The 15,730-nt window shown below is 45.1% G+C and carries 15 protein-coding genes; all 15 read left to right on the top strand.

Features of this window, described 5'->3' with window-relative positions; translation table 11 throughout:
* The first annotated feature begins 10 nt into the window (after positions 1–10).
* Positions 11–1,708, top strand: coding sequence for a flagellar basal-body MS-ring/collar protein FliF (gene fliF / locus K5R16_RS12645; RefSeq protein WP_220737965.1), 1,698 nt, complete (start codon positions 11–13; stop codon positions 1,706–1,708).
* Complete coding sequence (gene fliG, locus K5R16_RS12650) at positions 1,698–2,753, top strand: flagellar motor switch protein FliG (protein ID WP_220737924.1); 1,056 nt, start codon at positions 1,698–1,700, stop codon at positions 2,751–2,753. Before fliF ends, fliG begins: the two co-directional genes overlap by 11 nt.
* Positions 2,753–3,715, top strand: a complete 963-nt coding sequence (gene fliH, locus K5R16_RS12655) for a flagellar assembly protein FliH (protein ID WP_220737925.1) — start codon at positions 2,753–2,755, stop codon at positions 3,713–3,715. The genes fliG and fliH overlap by 1 nt, the downstream gene beginning before the upstream one ends.
* The gene (fliI, locus tag K5R16_RS12660) at positions 3,684–5,024 is read left to right on the top strand and encodes a flagellar protein export ATPase FliI (protein ID WP_220737926.1); all 1,341 of its coding nucleotides are present in this window, start codon (positions 3,684–3,686) and stop codon (positions 5,022–5,024) included. The genes fliH and fliI overlap by 32 nt, the downstream gene beginning before the upstream one ends.
* A gap of 30 nt (positions 5,025–5,054) precedes the next feature.
* The gene (fliJ, locus tag K5R16_RS12665; RefSeq protein ID WP_220737927.1) at positions 5,055–5,501 is read left to right on the top strand and encodes a flagellar export protein FliJ; all 447 of its coding nucleotides are present in this window, start codon (positions 5,055–5,057) and stop codon (positions 5,499–5,501) included.
* A 185-nt stretch (positions 5,502–5,686) separates the two neighbouring features.
* Positions 5,687–7,255 carry a flagellar hook-length control protein FliK gene (locus tag K5R16_RS12670; protein WP_220737928.1) on the top strand — a complete coding sequence of 523 codons (1,569 nt, stop codon included), beginning with the start codon at positions 5,687–5,689 and terminating at the stop codon, positions 7,253–7,255.
* A 92-nt stretch (positions 7,256–7,347) separates the two neighbouring features.
* Positions 7,348–7,866, top strand: coding sequence for a flagellar basal body-associated protein FliL (fliL, locus tag K5R16_RS12675; RefSeq protein WP_220737929.1), 519 nt, complete (start codon positions 7,348–7,350; stop codon positions 7,864–7,866).
* 55 nt (positions 7,867–7,921) lie between these two features.
* Positions 7,922–8,950, top strand: a complete 1,029-nt coding sequence (gene fliM / locus K5R16_RS12680) for a flagellar motor switch protein FliM (RefSeq protein ID WP_220737930.1) — start codon at positions 7,922–7,924, stop codon at positions 8,948–8,950.
* Positions 8,951–8,962: 12 nt separating this feature from the next.
* Entirely contained in the window at positions 8,963–9,343 is a 381-nt protein-coding gene (gene fliN / locus K5R16_RS12685; protein ID WP_020911691.1) for a flagellar motor switch protein FliN, read from the top strand.
* Between the two features lie 11 nt (positions 9,344–9,354).
* Positions 9,355–9,729 (top strand): flagellar biosynthetic protein FliO, encoded by a 375-nt coding sequence (gene fliO / locus K5R16_RS12690; RefSeq protein WP_220737931.1) that lies wholly within the window; start codon positions 9,355–9,357, stop codon positions 9,727–9,729.
* Positions 9,726–10,475: a flagellar type III secretion system pore protein FliP gene (gene fliP, locus K5R16_RS12695; RefSeq protein WP_220737932.1), complete on the top strand. Its 750-nt coding sequence runs from the start codon at positions 9,726–9,728 to the stop codon at positions 10,473–10,475. The genes fliO and fliP overlap by 4 nt, the downstream gene beginning before the upstream one ends.
* Positions 10,476–10,482: 7 nt before the next feature.
* Positions 10,483–10,752 (top strand): flagellar biosynthetic protein FliQ, encoded by a 270-nt coding sequence (locus K5R16_RS12700; RefSeq protein WP_220737933.1) that lies wholly within the window; start codon positions 10,483–10,485, stop codon positions 10,750–10,752.
* A gap of 68 nt (positions 10,753–10,820) precedes the next feature.
* Complete coding sequence (gene fliR / locus K5R16_RS12705) at positions 10,821–11,624, top strand: flagellar biosynthetic protein FliR (RefSeq protein WP_220737934.1); 804 nt, start codon at positions 10,821–10,823, stop codon at positions 11,622–11,624.
* Positions 11,625–11,678: 54 nt separating this feature from the next.
* The gene (gene flhB, locus K5R16_RS12710) at positions 11,679–12,812 is read left to right on the top strand and encodes a flagellar biosynthesis protein FlhB (protein WP_220737935.1); all 1,134 of its coding nucleotides are present in this window, start codon (positions 11,679–11,681) and stop codon (positions 12,810–12,812) included.
* Positions 12,813–13,622: 810 nt separating this feature from the next.
* Positions 13,623–15,722, top strand: coding sequence for a flagellar biosynthesis protein FlhA (gene flhA, locus K5R16_RS12715; RefSeq protein ID WP_220737936.1), 2,100 nt, complete (start codon positions 13,623–13,625; stop codon positions 15,720–15,722).
* Positions 15,723–15,730 lie beyond the last annotated feature (8 nt).

Below are 15,730 nucleotides of genomic sequence, written 5' to 3' on the forward strand. Positions count from 1 at the left end.
GAGTACAGAAATGGTCGTAGGTACAGGTTCAAACGTCGCTGTCGGTGGGCAGTCTGGTGGTGTTCAAGAAGAACATAAGCCAGGTGTGATGGGATCGATTGGCAATATCGACATGTTACGTCAAGTGACCATGATATTAGCCTTGGCTATCTGCTTAGCATTAGCTGTTTTTGTGATGATTTGGGCACAAGAGCCTGAATATCGTCCGTTGGGGCAAATGAGTACGCAAGAGATGGTTCAAGTACTCGACGAACTCGATAAAAATAAAATTAAATACCAGATCCAAGGTGATGTGGTAAAAGTGCCTGAAGATAAATATCAAGATGTAAAAATGATGCTAAGCCGTGCTGGTTTAGATCAAGCCGCTGCCAATGATGACTACTTAAGTAAAGACAGTGGTTTTGGCGTCAGCCAGCGTATGGAGCAAGCCCGCCTTAAACACAGCCAGGAACAGAACCTTGCTCGTGCTATTGAAGAGCTTAAAAGTGTTAGCCGCGCCAAAGTTATCTTAGCGCTGCCAAAAGAGAATGTTTTTGCTCGTAATCGCTCTAAGCCAAGCGCAACAGTAGTTGTTAATACTCGCCGTGGTGGCCTAGGCCAAGAAGAGGTCGATTCGATAGTCGATATCGTCGCATCCGCGGTTCATAATCTAGAGCCAAATAAAGTCACCGTCACTGATTCAAATGGTCGCCTATTGAATTCAGGTAGCCAAGATGGCGTGTCAGCCATTGCGCGACGTGAACTGGAAATCGTTCAACAAAAAGAGTCTGAATACCGTAACAAGGTAGAGTCAATTTTGATGCCGATTCTAGGGCCAGAAAACTTTACCTCGCAAGTTGACGTTAGCATGGACTTTACAGCCGTAGAGCAAACCGCTAAGCGTTATAACCCCGACTTACCGGCACTGCGCAGTGAGATGGTCGTTGAGAACAACTCTAATGGCGGTGCCACTGGCGGGATCCCTGGGGCACTGTCTAATCAGCCTCCGATGAATTCTGATATTCCACAAGAGGTGGGTACAGAAACAACGTCTGTTAGCAATGGTAGCAGCCACAAAGAAGCCACGCGAAACTTTGAGCTTGATACCACTATCAGTCACACGCGCCAACAAATCGGCACATTAAGGCGTGTTAGTGTCTCTGTTGCGGTCGATTTTAAAAATGCGCCTGCTGCTGAAGATGGTAGCGTCACGCGGGTCCCTCGCACTGAGCAAGAGTTGGCAAACATTCGTCGTTTACTCGAAGGTGCCGTTGGTTTTAACACTCAACGCGGTGACATGATTGAAGTTGTCACAGTACCGTTTATGGATCAGTTAATAGAAGACGCGCCAGCACCAGAAATGTGGGAACAACCTTGGTTTTGGCGTGCAGTAAAATTAGGCTTAGGTACCTTAGTCGCACTAGCGATAGTAATGTTTATCATCAGCCCAATGCTAAAGCGTATTGTCTATCCAGATAGCGCTAAACTGCCAGAAGAGCCAAAGATGGGTGATGAACTGGCTGAGATAGAAGACCAATATGCTGCTGATACATTAGGCATGTTAGAGCGCCCAGAAGCTGAATACAGCTATGCTGATGACGGCTCGATTCTAATTCCTGACTTGCATAAAGACGATGACATGATTAAAGCCATCCGCGCGATTGTCGCGAATGAACCTGAACTATCGACTCAAGTCGTGAAAAATTGGTTAATTGAAGATGACAAATAATACTCCCTTAGAGGGGCAAGCAGTAGCACCTGCACCAGGGTTTAAGCCAGAAGATTTAAATGGTATTGAAAAAACAGCCATATTGTTGTTGAGCCTCAGTGAAAGTGATGCTGCTTCTATATTGAAACACCTAGAGCCCAAACAGGTGCAGAAGGTCGGCATGGCGATGGCGGCAATGCAGGATTTTGGCCAAGAAAAGGTCATCGGAGTGCATAAGCTGTTTTTGGACGATATTCAAAAATACTCTTCTATCGGTTTCAACAGTGAAGAATTCGTTCGTAAGGCATTGACTGCTGCGCTAGGTGAAGATAAAGCGGGCAACCTGATTGAACAGATCATTATGGGTAGTGGCGCCAAAGGCCTCGACTCCCTTAAGTGGATGGATGCACGCCAAGTAGCGACTATCATTCAAAACGAACATCCGCAGATCCAAACCATTGTTTTGTCATATTTGGAGCCGGATCAAGCCGCAGAAATATTTGCTCAATTCCCTGAAAATACACGCTTAGATCTCATGATGCGAATCGCTAACCTTGAGGAAGTGCAGCCTGCAGCACTGCAAGAGCTAAACGATATCATGGAGAAACAGTTTGCCGGTCAAGGCGGCGCACAAGCGGCTAAGATGGGTGGTCTTAAAGCGGCAGCAAATATCATGAACTATCTTGATACGGGCGTCGAAAGCCATCTTATGGAAACGATGCGAGAGTCTGATGAAGAGATGGCGCAACAGATCCAAGACCTTATGTTCGTGTTTGAGAACTTAAGTGATGTCGATGACATGGGCATTCAAGTGCTGCTTAGAGAAGTGCAGCAAGATGTACTGATGAAGGCACTAAAAGGCACTGATGATCAACTCAAAGAGAAGCTCCTTGGTAACATGTCTAAACGCGCAGCAGAATTGCTCCGAGATGACTTAGAAGCGATGGGGCCGATTAGGATCAGTGAAGTTGAAGTGGCACAAAAAGAGATCTTATCGATTGCACGTCGTCTAAGTGAAAGCGGTGAGCTGATGCTTGGTGGTGGCAGTGGTGAAGAGTTCTTATAATGAATGACCCAAAAGAGCCCAAAGGGGCGACGGTTAATACCACCGATGAATTTGGTCACTGGGATCTGCCTGATATTAGCCAAGCAGTAGATACTTCATCATTGAATATGTTTGGTCGACATGGCTCTACTATTGACATTGAAGACGATGGTGAAGCCGAAGCCATTTTACCGCCGACATTGACCGAGATTGAAGATATCCGCGCCGATGCTGAACGAGAAGGTTTTGTTCAAGGGCAAGAGGCCGGTCATGCTGAAGGGCTTGAAAAAGGCCGTTTGGCAGGGTTAGAACAGGGTCATAGCGAAGGTTTTGAACAAGGAAAAGAGCAGGGGCATGAGGCTGGTCTCCAAGCTGCTGCGGAGATGTTACAACGTTTTGAGGCATTACTTGAGCAATTCGAGAAACCGTTGAGCATACTCGATACCGAAATTGAGAAAGAGTTGCTATCTACCTCTATGAGTCTTGCAAAGGCCGTTATCGGCCATGAGCTTAGAACACACCCTGAACATATATTAAGTGCGCTGCGCCAAGGTGTTGATTCGCTGCCGATTAAAGAGCAAAAAGTCAATATCAGAGTGACACCAGCCGATGAAACATTGATTTCAGGCCTCTATAGCACTGCGCAGTTAGAAAAAAATCGCTGGGATATTGAAGCCGATCCAAGCTTATCCCCAGGTGATTGCATTATCAGCAGCGGGCGCAGCCATATAGATATGACAGTCGATACCCGTATTCAACACGTCTTTTTTGAGTTAGAAAAAAGTCAGCAAGATCTATTGCAGAAAAAAGAGCAGCAACAGCAAACGTTGCTTAGTGAACGAGCGAGTAAACAAGTGGCTATTGACGAGCAAGAGCCTAATTCGACTCAAGCAATAGAGACACAACAAGAACAGCAAGCTCAAGAACCCGTCCCAGTCGCCGAAGGTGAACATGCCAACACGCCAACACCGACTGCGCAGTAAACTTGCGCAGCACCATAGTAAGGTGAATCCTTTTGTGGCCGAAGCCAGCGGACAGCTAGTTCGTGTGGTGGGTTTAACGCTAGAAGCCACCGGTTGCCGTGCTTCAGTTGGCAGCCTTTGCTCGATAGAAACCATGTCTGGTGAGCTTGTCGCAGAAGTGATTGGTTTTGATGATGACCTGCTTTATTTAATGCCGATTGAAGAGTTAAGTGGCGTGTTACCTGGTGCTAAAGTGACTCCACTTGGACAGCAGTCAGGTTTAAGCGTTGGATTGGCATTATTAGGTCGAGTGCTTGATGGTAGTGGCCTGCCGATTGATGGCTTAGGTAACCTGCAAACAGACCAAAAAGCCCCGACTCATGCTCCTGCAATAAACCCTTTAGCAAGACGTGCCATTAGCGAACCGCTTGATGTAGGTGTGCGTGCGATTAACTCAATGTTGACCGTAGGTAAAGGTCAGCGAATGGGGCTATTTGCAGGTTCTGGTGTTGGTAAAAGTGTGCTGTTAGGCATGATGACCAGAGGCACTACCGCCGACATCATTGTAGTGGGGCTGGTCGGAGAGCGTGGCCGCGAAGTCAAAGAATTCATTGAAGAGATTTTAGGCCCTGAAGGCCGTGCACGCTCAGTCGTTGTTGCCGCGCCGGCAGATACCTCGCCATTGATGCGACTGCGCGCCTGTGAAACATCGACACGAATCGCGGAGTACTTTCGCGACATGGGTTACAGCGTACTGCTACTGATGGATAGTTTAACCCGTTACGCTCAGGCGCAGCGCGAAATAGCGTTGGCCGTCGGCGAGCCACCTGCAACTAAAGGTTATCCGCCTTCAGTATTTGCCAAGCTGCCTAAACTGGTGGAAAGAGCTGGCAATGGTGGTGGTAAACAGGGCTCGATTACTGCTTTTTACACGGTACTGACAGAGGGCGACGATTTACAAGATCCTATTGCCGATGCATCACGAGCAATCCTTGACGGGCATATTGTCCTTTCTCGTTCACTGGCTGATTCTGGCCATTATCCTGCGATAGATATCGAAGCGTCGATTAGTCGTGTCGCACCTATGGTGATAACGACAGAGCACTTAGAGGCGATGCGCCGAGTAAAGCAGGTTTATTCGCTTTATCAGCAGAACAAAGATCTGATCTCTATTGGCGCTTATACGCAGGGAAGTGATCCTCGAATTGATAATGCAATTCGCCTGCAACCCGCTATGAATGCTTTTTTACGCCAAACCATGAAAGATGCTATTACCTTCGACAGTAGTACGCTTATGTTGAGCCAATTGGGCGCGCAGTGTCATGTTTAGAATTGAGCAGAATCAATGAGTAATAGATAAATGGCTAAAGCTGACCCACTTTTTACCGTACTAAAATTAACCCAAGAAGCCGAAGAGCAAGCATCACTGCAACTGCGTGCCGCTCAATTAGAGTTACAGCGCAGACAAAGCCAGTTAAAGGCGTTGCAAGATTATCGTTTAGATTACATGAAACAGATGGAGCAGCAGCAAGGTAAAAATATCAGCGCGAGTTACTATCATCAGTTTCATCAATTCGTGCGTCAGGTCGATGATGCCATTGTGCAGCAAGTCAATTCGGTCCAAGAAGCACACACCCAACAACAACATCGACAAACTCATTGGCAAGAGAAACAACAAAAGCGTAAAGCTGTAGAGCTGCTATTGGCGAATAAAGCTGAGAAAGCCCAGCTTGCTGAACAACGCAGAGAACAGAAAATGGTTGATGAGTTTGCCTCGCAGCAGTTTTACCGTAAATCCCGCCGCTAGATTTAAAACACTAAATGTAAAACAGTAGGTTTCAGGCTGTTCAATATCTGCCGCTTTGTTGGCATCATATTTGCTTTTAACTAGATAATAGGTAATTTAAGCGGACGCTTGAGCCGATATTTTGACGCTAATTACCCAACCTAACGATCTATTTTTGCTTTGATGGGAACGCTGACGGAGAAGTTATGCAGCAGATGACCAATATTTTACTCAGTAGTGCCGATGCCGCCAGTGCTAAAAAAACAGCGGTAAGCGCAAAGCCCGAGCTGAGCGCGGAAGGTGATAATTTCTCTGCGGCTCTTGCAAAGGCCAGCAAAGAGGGTGCTACTGCTGAGCAACAAAAAATAGATGGAAACGCAGCATTAACCACTGCAACGACAGGTGAGCAAAAACAAAGCGACATAAAAGACGCAAACAGTAATCAAGAGCCAAGCAACAGTGATGATGTCAATCAGGTGTTGGATCAAATTAATCTTGCTAACAATTTTCCTGTTAGCGCAGATGTGGATGCTCAAAGTGACTCGATGATTGCCGCTGACGGCGAAGGTTTGCCGTTAGACAATGATACAGCAGCAGAGCTTGCCACATTGAAGGCTGGCAGCGAAGCAACTGACAACAGTGACTCTGATGAATCCATCGCATTATCTGATGAGATTTTACAAGCATTAAGCCTTCAAACTGGCCTCTCTGAACAAGCGTTAAATGAAATGCCCGAAGCTGAGCTTGAAGCGTTGCTAGCACAAAGTAAGATTTTAGATGCCGACGGTAAGCTACTAGCGCAATACGCCATCGCAGCGGCTCCAAGTATGGCAACCATAAATTCTGCAGATGGACTTAACGCCTCTGCTAATAAAGTTGATAACGCAAATGGCTCTGAAGTAAACAGCAACACTAACAATGGCCCCAAACAAACAAGCAATATTCCTGCGGCAGATGTGTTAACTCAGCGGTCTATCGATCCGAACACTAAAGCCGAAAGCCGCGATATTCTCGGCAAAGAAGCAGCCATTCAAGCAGGGGCAGCAACAAGCACTGCTGAAGCGGTTTCCAAGCGAGCTGATATAGAAAATAACAGTAATGGAAAACTTAGCAATACAGCCAATACTATGGCGGCAGAACAGCTTAAAGGTGCAGAGTTGTCAGTGAGGTTGACCCCGATTCAAATGGGGTTGGAAGCAAACCTTGCTAGCGGTAATGAAGAGCTTTCTACCCAAGATATTAAGACGGTATCAGGCCTGCAAGCTCATAATCTACAAATTCAGCAGAGTTTAACCCGTGTTGAACCGCAGCAGATCCAGTTGGCGCTGAAACAACATGCTGATCAAGCCTCTCAGATGCAGGAGATGATCCAACGTTTTTCTCCGGTAATGAAGCAGCAGTTGATGACGATGGTTAGTCAAGGCGTGCAACATGCTGAGATCAGACTCGATCCAGCAGAGTTAGGCAGTATGATGGTGCGGATCCAAGTTCAGGGTGATACCACTCAAGTGCAATTCCAAGTGAGCCAACATCAAACTCGAGATCTCGTTGAACAAGCAATGCCTCGATTACGTGAAATGCTGGCCGAGCAAGGTATGCAATTAACAGATGGCCAAGTATCGCAAGGCGACCGAGGTAACGACCAATCATTCCAAGGTGATAGAGACAGCCGAGGCAATAGTCACGGTGAAATGGATGAAATTTCAGCAGAAGAGCTGATTGTTGGCGCAAATCAGGCAACAAGTTCTGCTTCAGGTATAGATTATTACGCATAAGCAGGTAACCTATAGCACAGTTAAAAACTTAGCTTAACTTGTGATGTTGGCCGAGTTAAGCAAGTGCATAGAGGTCCAGTTAGGGAAAGCAGATGGCAGAAGAAGAATCATTAGAGCTTGAAGTCAGCGACAAGCCTAAAAGTAAGAAGAAGTTAGTGCTATTTGGCAGCATTGCAGCGGTACTTATCGTCATTATCGCAGCAACACTCTGGTTGCTATTAAGTGGCGATGATGCAGCAGAGCAAACGGGCAATGGGGAAGTTGTTGCTGAAGAGAATCTATCGGATAAAAGGGAAGCCTTTTACGCGGCAATGCCACGACCGTTTCTGTTTAACTTGCCGGGCAATGGCCGTACTCGACTTGTCGAGATTAAAGTACAGCTGATGGTGCGTGGAAAAGATGATGATGTATTGATTAAAAAACATATCCCATTAATTGAAGATGCGTTATTGACTACTTTTAGCGGTGCGGATGTGCAAAAACTCAGTACTTTAGCTGGCAAAGATGAACTGCGACTTTTGGCATTGCTCAATGTACAAAATACTCTGCAACCGATTATTGGGCGTAAAGTCGTTGAAAAAGTATTATTTACCGGCTTTGTGATGCAGTAAATTTGCACAGCTCTTTTTGTAAACCAAACGTTTTTATATAGGCAAAGGCAATATCGTGAGTGATTTATTAAGCCAAGACGAAATTGATGCGCTACTACACGGTGTAGATGATGTCGAAGAGGACATGATTGAGGACGGTGAGCTTGATGCTCGTTCTTATGATTTCTCTTCGCAAGACCGTATTGTGCGTGGCCGAATGCCAACGCTGGAGATTGTTAACGAGCGTTTTGCTCGCCACCTGCGAATTAGCATGTTTAACATGATGCGCCGTGCGGCTGAAGTGTCAATTAACGGCGTACAAATGCTCAAGTTCGGTGAGTATGTTCACACTCTTTTTGTACCGACAAGCTTAAACATGGTGCGTTTTAGTCCGTTAAAAGGGACTGCGCTTATCACCATGGAAGCAAGGCTAGTTTTTATCCTTGTAGATAACTTCTTTGGTGGTGATGGACGTTTCCACGCAAAGATTGAGGGACGAGAATTTACTCCCACTGAACGCAGAATTGTGCAACTGCTGCTTAAAATTATCTTTGAAGATTATAAAGAAGCTTGGGCGCCGGTGATGGATGTTGAGTTTGATTATCTTGACTCAGAAGTAAACCCAGCAATGGCGAATATTGTCAGCCCAACCGAAGTGGTGGTCGTGAGTTCATTCCATATTGAAGTCGATGGTGGCGGTGGAGATTTCCATATTACTATGCCGTATTCGATGATTGAACCTATTCGAGAGTTGCTCGATGCGGGTGTGCAAAGTGATACTCAAGATACTGATATGCGTTGGTCACAGGCACTGCGAGACGAGATCATGGATGTTGATGTTGGTATCGACGCTACCGTTGTAGAACATCAGGTGACATTACGTGATGTGCTTGAATTTAAGGCTGGGGATGTGATCCCTGTTGAGTTGCCTGAACACATTATTTTGAAAGTTGAAGATCTTCCCACTTATCGTTGTAAGATGGGGAAAACTAAAGAGAATCTTGCATTAAAGATTTGTGAACAAATACAAAGGCCAGAAACGGTTAAGTCGGAACTGCAGTTGGTTACCCATAAAGGTAAGCCACGCGAACGCTCTGATATATAAGGTGATAAGTAAATGAGTACAGATACAGGCGATGACTGGGCTGCAGCAATGGCAGAGCAAGCAATTGAAGAAGCACAAGCTGTAGAACTAGACGAATTTAGCAGCGATGCCGCTCCGCTAAGCGAAGAGGAAGCATCAAAACTTGATGCGATTATGGATATTCCTGTCACCATTTCAATGGAAGTGGGTCGCAGCTTTATTAATATCCGTAATCTGCTGCAACTAAACCAGGGCTCAGTTGTTGAGTTAGACCGTGTTGCAGGTGAACCACTCGATGTAATGGTTAATGGCACACTAATCGCCCATGGTGAAGTGGTTGTTGTTAACGACAAATTCGGTATTCGTTTAACCGACGTTATCAGCCAGACTGAGCGTATTAAAAAGCTTAAATAAAGGGATTAGCAATGAGTTTTCAGCTTGCATTAGCTAGTCTTGGCACGGTTGCTGCTGCCGCAGATAAATCAGCGGCGCCTTCAAGTGTTGCCACACTTGCCAGTATGGTAGGGGGACTGATTGTTGTCCTGCTATTAATTTTTGCTCTTGCTTATATGGTGAAGCGACTTAATTTGGTACCCAGCAGCCAAGGAGTGTTGAAAACACTTGCTGTTACGCCTCTAGGTCAAAAAGAGAAGCTGGTACTGGTAGAGGTTGACGGCCAACAGTATTTACTTGGGGTTACCCCGCATCAAGTTAATTTGGTTGATAAGCTTAGCGAACCCGTTGAGATCTCCACTGACTCCTTTGCGAGTCGTTTACGTCAAGCGAAGTCATCCCAATGATAAAATGGATTGTGTTATTTGGTGGCCTCGCGCTGTCACTAATATCCCCTACAGTGTTAGCTGAAACAGGAATTTTGCCAGCTGTAACTGTCTCTACGGGGGCTGATGGTTCTACGCAGTATTCGGTAACCATGCAGATTTTACTGCTGATGACCGCGCTGAGCTTTATCCCTGCCGCTGTCATTATGTTGACCTCGTTTACTCGTATTATTGTGGTTTTGTCGATTTTGCGCCAAGCAATCGGATTACAGCAAGCACCCTCTAATCAAATCTTAATCGGTATCAGCATGTTCATGACATTTTTTATTATGTCTCCGGTATTCGATAAGATATATGATCAGGCGGTTAAACCCTATATTGAGCAGGGAATGCCGCTTCAGGATGCCTTTAATACAGGTAAGGGGCCGCTGAAAGATTTCATGTTGTCGCAGACTCGTTTAACCGATTTAGATACCTTTATCGAGATTTCGGGTTACCAAAATATCAATGAGCCAGAAGATGCGCCGATGAGTGTGATTATTCCGGCCTTTATCACCAGTGAACTCAAGACGGCATTTCAGATCGGCTTTATGCTATTCGTACCATTTTTGGTATTAGATTTAGTGGTCGCCAGTATCTTGATGGCTATGGGTATGATGATGTTATCGCCTATGATTGTCTCTTTGCCGTTTAAGATCATGCTGTTTGTGCTCGTTGATGGTTGGAGCCTAGTGATGGGCACACTAGCTAACAGTTTTGGGTTGTAGGTAGCTTATGACTCCTGAAGCACTGATTGATATTTTTCGAGAAGCCTTAGCGGTTATTGTCACTATTGTTTCGATGATCATTGTGCCTGGACTCATCGTCGGCTTAATTGTTGCGGTATTTCAGGCTGCGACTTCGATTAATGAACAAACATTGAGTTTTCTACCTCGTCTGCTAACAACCTTATTAGGTTTAATGTTGATGGGACATCTGCTTGTACAAACGATGATGGAATTTTTTCTACAAATGGTGAATATGATCCCGCAGGTTATCGGTTAATCATGCTATTGCAACTGTTTGAACCCCCTGTGTTACATCGTCAGCATTCAAGCGCTGTGCTGTAAATTATGAATATCTTACTTGATACTATAATGGGTGGGATTGCTGGCTACATGTGGCCATTAACAAGGATCTCTAGCATGTTTATGGTGATGGCGGTATTTGGTGCTAATACCACTCCATCGCGAGTTAGACTATTGTTATCCCTGACCGTCACTGCTGCAGTAGTGCCCGTGCTACCGCCAATGCCAGATATTGAGCTATTTTCCTTGAGCGCCGTGTTTGTTACTTTTCAGCAGATCATCATCGGCGTTTCCATGGGGTTTTCAACCCTGCTGTTAATGCAGACGTTTGTGTTAACTGGACAAATCATCGGTATGCAGACCAGTCTGGGCTTTGCTTCAATGATAGACCCTGGTTCTGGACAACAAACACCAGTCGTCGCTAACTTCTTTCTTTTGCTAACAACGATGATTTTTTTGGCCGTAGATGGGCATCTAATACTGATTAAAATGGTGGTTGCCAGTTTTGATTCAATTCCAGTATCAATGGAAGGTCTAAGCCTCGCAAGTTATCGTATGTTTACCGAATTTGTCGGTTATATGTTTGGCGCTGCGCTGACCATGTCACTGTCAGCTATTGTGGCTCTTTTAACTATTAACCTTTCTTTTGGGGTTATGACGCGCGCCTCACCGCAGTTGAATATTTTCTCGATTGGTTTTCCTGTAACCATGGTCAGTGGTTTGTTTATTCTATGGCTGACATTGACCCCAATCATGGCTCACTTTGATGAAGTGTGGCGTGAGGTGCAAATTCTGCTGTGTAATGTCCTTGAACTGCAGTGCAGTTTAGATGGTGGGCTTAACCTATGACATTACTAACGTCTTTTATCATAGTGTTACCTCCACTTATTATGGAGGACTGTCATGGCTGAAAATGACAGTAGCCAAGAAAAAACAGAGGAAGCAACCTCCAGAAAGTTGCAACAGGCCAAAGATAAAGGGCAGGTTGCACGCTCCAAAGATTTAGGGACTTCTGCAGTTCTTATTGCCGCTTCAGTTGGGCTTGTTATGACCGGACCAAGCATTGCTAAAGCAATGCACACCATTATGACTAACCTATTTACATTAACCCGTGAAGAGATCTTCGACACGCGGCAGATGATGAACATTTGGAGCATGGTGGGCAATGAATTAGCTGCGCCGTTGTTAGGTTTTATCTTATTGCTTGCACTGATCGCATTTGCTGGTAACGTCGCGCTGGGGGGAATGTCTTTTTCGGCCAAAGCCTGTATGCCCAAACCGAGTAAGATGAGTCCAGTTGCTGGTTTGAAGCGTATGTTTGGCGTTCAAGCCGTGGTTGAGCTCACAAAAGGTATTGCTAAATTTTCAGTGGTGGCAATTACTGCTTATCTGGTACTCAATATTTACCTGAATGATATTTTGATGTTGTCGCAAGATCATCTTCCCGGCAATATTTATCATGCATTAGATCTAGTTTCTTGGATTTTCATCTTACTGTGTGCATCGACGTTTATTATTGTTGCTATCGATGTACCTTACCAAATTTGGCATCACGCCAAACAGTTAAAGATGACCAAGCAAGAAGTTAAAGATGAGTACAAAGATACCGAAGGTAAGCCCGAAGTTAAGGGACGTATTCGTCAGCTACAACAAGAGATGGCACAAAGGCGAATGATGGGCGAAGTGCCTAATGCTGATGTCATAGTGGTTAACCCTGAGCATTACGCGGTAGCGGTAAAATATGATGCTGCTAAATCAACCGCACCGTTTGTCGTTGCTAAAGGGGTGGATGAAGTGGCCTTTAAAATCCGTGAAATTGCCCGAGAACATGATGTGGCTATTGTAACTGCGCCGCCTTTAGCCCGTGCTATTTACCATACCACCAAAATAGATCAAGAGATCCCAGAAGGGCTTTTTACTGCGGTAGCACAAGTGCTTGCCTATGTATTTCAATTGCGTCAGTACCAAAAAGGTAAAGGCCGCCGCCCCAATGCTATTCCAACAAAACAACCGATTCCTGATGAGCTAAAACACTAGGGGCTGTTGATCTTTAGAGTTTAGTTTTTATTCGATTCTTTACCGTAAGGAATAATGCTTTTAGGGCAAGGCTTAAGCGATGGTGCTTAGCGAGCTAAGTGAAAAGCGCGTACGGATTCTAGTCATAAAAGAATAAAAGCATTGAAACGAATCCAAATGCCCGCGCTGCTTGGCTACTTTTACTGTGTTACAGGTTATTTGTGGAGAATGACTAAACCGCATAACCTCTGCCTTGTTAAAATAGCCAATAAACTGCGGAAAAAATAACCATGAAAGATCAACAATCCCAAAGTAGACATAATATTAAAGGCCTAAGTACATAGCCTAGTATTGAAGTCTCATTTTAAAGCTTGAAGTGCATAATAAATAAGCACTTACTTGGCTTTTCATTCTTTGGCCATTCTTTTCAGGTTATAGTGTCCACGCTCTACAATGAGAGCAGGTCGTCTCTGTTGGTTTTGTTACTGGCTAATGTTTTATACCAATTGCATTAAAAGTTTGACCATTCAGCGGGAATTCAAAACGCTGTAGGCAAGTAGTGGGATTTGAGCTAATAGTTATTCTATATCCAAATCTCATAGCGAAGCATACAGTGTTTTGAAACCCGCACTACGTGAGCCGCTCAGTCTTTCCACTTCTGCTTTGCATTGGCTTAAAAGGGAATAACCATTTCTTTACCAATGCGCTTTGAATTGAAAAGACTGAGGGGCTCTGAACTGGTCAAATACTTAATGCAATTGGTATTAATACAACTTTTGGTACTAAATTTGCAGTACAGCCAATAGGCGTCAAAGATTGGACTTAGGGTGAATGGAATTTAACGCAAGACTTGGGCAATTAAAACAATTAAAGCCCGCACATTTTAAAGGAGTGGGTACCCCTTTATTGGTTTTAGCCGCATTGGCTATGATCATTTTGCCCATGCCTGCCTTTCTGCTGGATATTCTGTTTGCATTCAATATCGCCCTAGCATTAGTCGTCCTACTCGTTGCTATCTACAGCGACCGTCCGTTAGATTTTGCCGCCTTTCCCAGTGTTTTATTAGTTGCCACATTGCTGCGACTAGCACTAAACGTTGCCTCCACTCGCGTGGTATTGCTCGAAGGTCACAACGGCGGAGATGCTGCTGGTAAAGTGATTGAAGCTTTTGGCTCAGTAGTCATTGGTGGTAATTACGCTGTCGGTCTAGTCGTATTTTTAATCTTGATTATCATTAACTTCGCAGTAGTCACCAAAGGTGCAGGGCGTATTTCAGAAGTGAGTGCTCGCTTTACCCTTGATGCAATGCCTGGTAAACAGATGGCAATTGATGCGGATTTGAATGCTGGATTGCTTAGTCAAGAGGAAGCCCGTGCAAGACGTGCGGAAGTGACCCGTGAAGCTGATTTTTACGGTGCGATGGATGGTGCGTCGAAATTTGTAAAAGGTGATGCAATTGCAGGGATATTAATCTTGGTGATTAACATTCTTGGCGGTTTCGTCATTGGTATGGCTCAGCATGGGCTTAGTTTTTCCGATGCTATTGAGATTTACACGCTACTGACCATTGGTGATGGTCTTGTTGCGCAAATACCCGGTCTTCTATTATCAATCGCAGCAGCCTTAATGGTGACTCGTCAAAATGAATCTGGCGATATGGGCGAAATGATGATGAGTCAGATGTTTGACAGCCCCAAGGCTCTCGCCATCGCTGCCGCTGTTATGTTTGTGATGGGCATCGTACCTGGCATGCCTCACTTCGTATTCATATCGCTTGCCCTTATAGCAGGCGCTTCTGCTTACTTTATCAATAAAAAGAAAGAGACAGACAGAGAGCGAGCAGTCGAACTTGCTAAATCAGGGCCGGTTGAAAAACGTGATGCCCAGCCTAAAGAGCTCAGTTGGGACGATGTTCAACATGTTGACACTATTGGTCTTGAAGTGGGTTATCGCTTGATCCCATTAGTTGATAAAGGTCAAGGCGGCGAGCTGCTCGGCAGAATTAAAGGGGTGCGTAAGAAGTTATCTCAAGAACTTGGTTTTTTGGTGCCAGCAGTGCATATTCGTGACAATTTAGACTTATCGCCCAATGCATATAGGATCTCCCTAATGGGGGTTTCCTCTGGTGAAGGTGAAATTCGCCATGATTGCGAACTTGCGATTAATCCTGGCCAAGTATTTGGTAAGTTAGAAGGGATCGAAACGACAGATCCAGCCTTTGGTTTAGAAGCGGTATGGATAGCTCCGGAGCTCAGAGAGCATGCTCAGACTCTAGGTTACACTGTTGTAGACTCTGCAACGGTAGTGGCCACTCACATCAGCCAGCTATTGACCAACAATGCGTCTAAGTTGCTCGGTTATGAAGAGGTGCAGCAGCTATTAGATATGCTGGCGAAGAACTCACCTAAATTGGTTGATGGCTTCATTCCAGATGTTATGCCACTAGGCACAGTGGTGAAGGTGATGCAGAACCTGCTTAATGAAGGCGTATCGATTCGCGATATGAAGACCATAGTGCAGACATTGTTAGAGTACGGACCAAAGAGTGCTGATACTGAAGTACTCACAGCTGCAGTGCGTATAGCCTTGAAGAGAATGATTGTACAAGAGATCAGCGGACCTGAACTTGAGATCCCTGTCATTACTTTGGCGCCAGAGTTGGAACAGATGTTGCATCAGTCTATGCAAGCAACTGGAGGTGACGGCCCTAATATTGAGCCAAGCCTTGCAGAGCGTATGCAGAAGTCACTGGTTGATGCCACACAGCGCCAAGAAATGGTCGGTCAACCAGCAATTTTATTAACATCAGGCATGCTACGTTCAACATTATCTAGATTTGTTAAGCATACGATTCCAAATCTGAGGGTGATCTCCTATCAAGAGGTACCTGATGAGAAACAGATACGCATCGTATCCGCTGTTGGACAGTAGAGGGCGAA

The sequence above is a fragment of the Shewanella sp. c952 genome (assembly GCF_019654975.1).
Classification (GTDB): Bacteria; Pseudomonadota; Gammaproteobacteria; order Enterobacterales; family Shewanellaceae; genus Shewanella.

Excerpts from the sequence above, each read along its gene's own strand:
- fliF (WP_220737965.1), top strand. The coding sequence starts at position 11 with ATGGTCGTAGGTACAGGTTCAAACGTCGCTGTCGGTGGGCAGTCTGGT.
- fliG (WP_220737924.1), top strand. The coding sequence starts at position 1,698 with ATGACAAATAATACTCCCTTAGAGGGGCAAGCAGTAGCACCTGCACCA.
- fliH (WP_220737925.1), top strand. The coding sequence starts at position 2,753 with ATGAATGACCCAAAAGAGCCCAAAGGGGCGACGGTTAATACCACCGAT.
- fliI (WP_220737926.1), top strand. The coding sequence starts at position 3,684 with ATGCCAACACGCCAACACCGACTGCGCAGTAAACTTGCGCAGCACCAT.
- fliJ (WP_220737927.1), top strand. The coding sequence starts at position 5,055 with ATGGCTAAAGCTGACCCACTTTTTACCGTACTAAAATTAACCCAAGAA.
- K5R16_RS12670 (WP_220737928.1), top strand. The coding sequence starts at position 5,687 with ATGCAGCAGATGACCAATATTTTACTCAGTAGTGCCGATGCCGCCAGT.
- fliL (WP_220737929.1), top strand. The coding sequence starts at position 7,348 with ATGGCAGAAGAAGAATCATTAGAGCTTGAAGTCAGCGACAAGCCTAAA.
- fliN (WP_020911691.1), top strand. The coding sequence starts at position 8,963 with ATGAGTACAGATACAGGCGATGACTGGGCTGCAGCAATGGCAGAGCAA.
- fliO (WP_220737931.1), top strand. The coding sequence starts at position 9,355 with ATGAGTTTTCAGCTTGCATTAGCTAGTCTTGGCACGGTTGCTGCTGCC.
- fliP (WP_220737932.1), top strand. The coding sequence starts at position 9,726 with ATGATAAAATGGATTGTGTTATTTGGTGGCCTCGCGCTGTCACTAATA.
- K5R16_RS12700 (WP_220737933.1), top strand. The coding sequence starts at position 10,483 with ATGACTCCTGAAGCACTGATTGATATTTTTCGAGAAGCCTTAGCGGTT.
- fliR (WP_220737934.1), top strand. The coding sequence starts at position 10,821 with ATGAATATCTTACTTGATACTATAATGGGTGGGATTGCTGGCTACATG.
- flhB (WP_220737935.1), top strand. The coding sequence starts at position 11,679 with ATGGCTGAAAATGACAGTAGCCAAGAAAAAACAGAGGAAGCAACCTCC.
- flhA (WP_220737936.1), top strand. The coding sequence starts at position 13,623 with ATGGAATTTAACGCAAGACTTGGGCAATTAAAACAATTAAAGCCCGCA.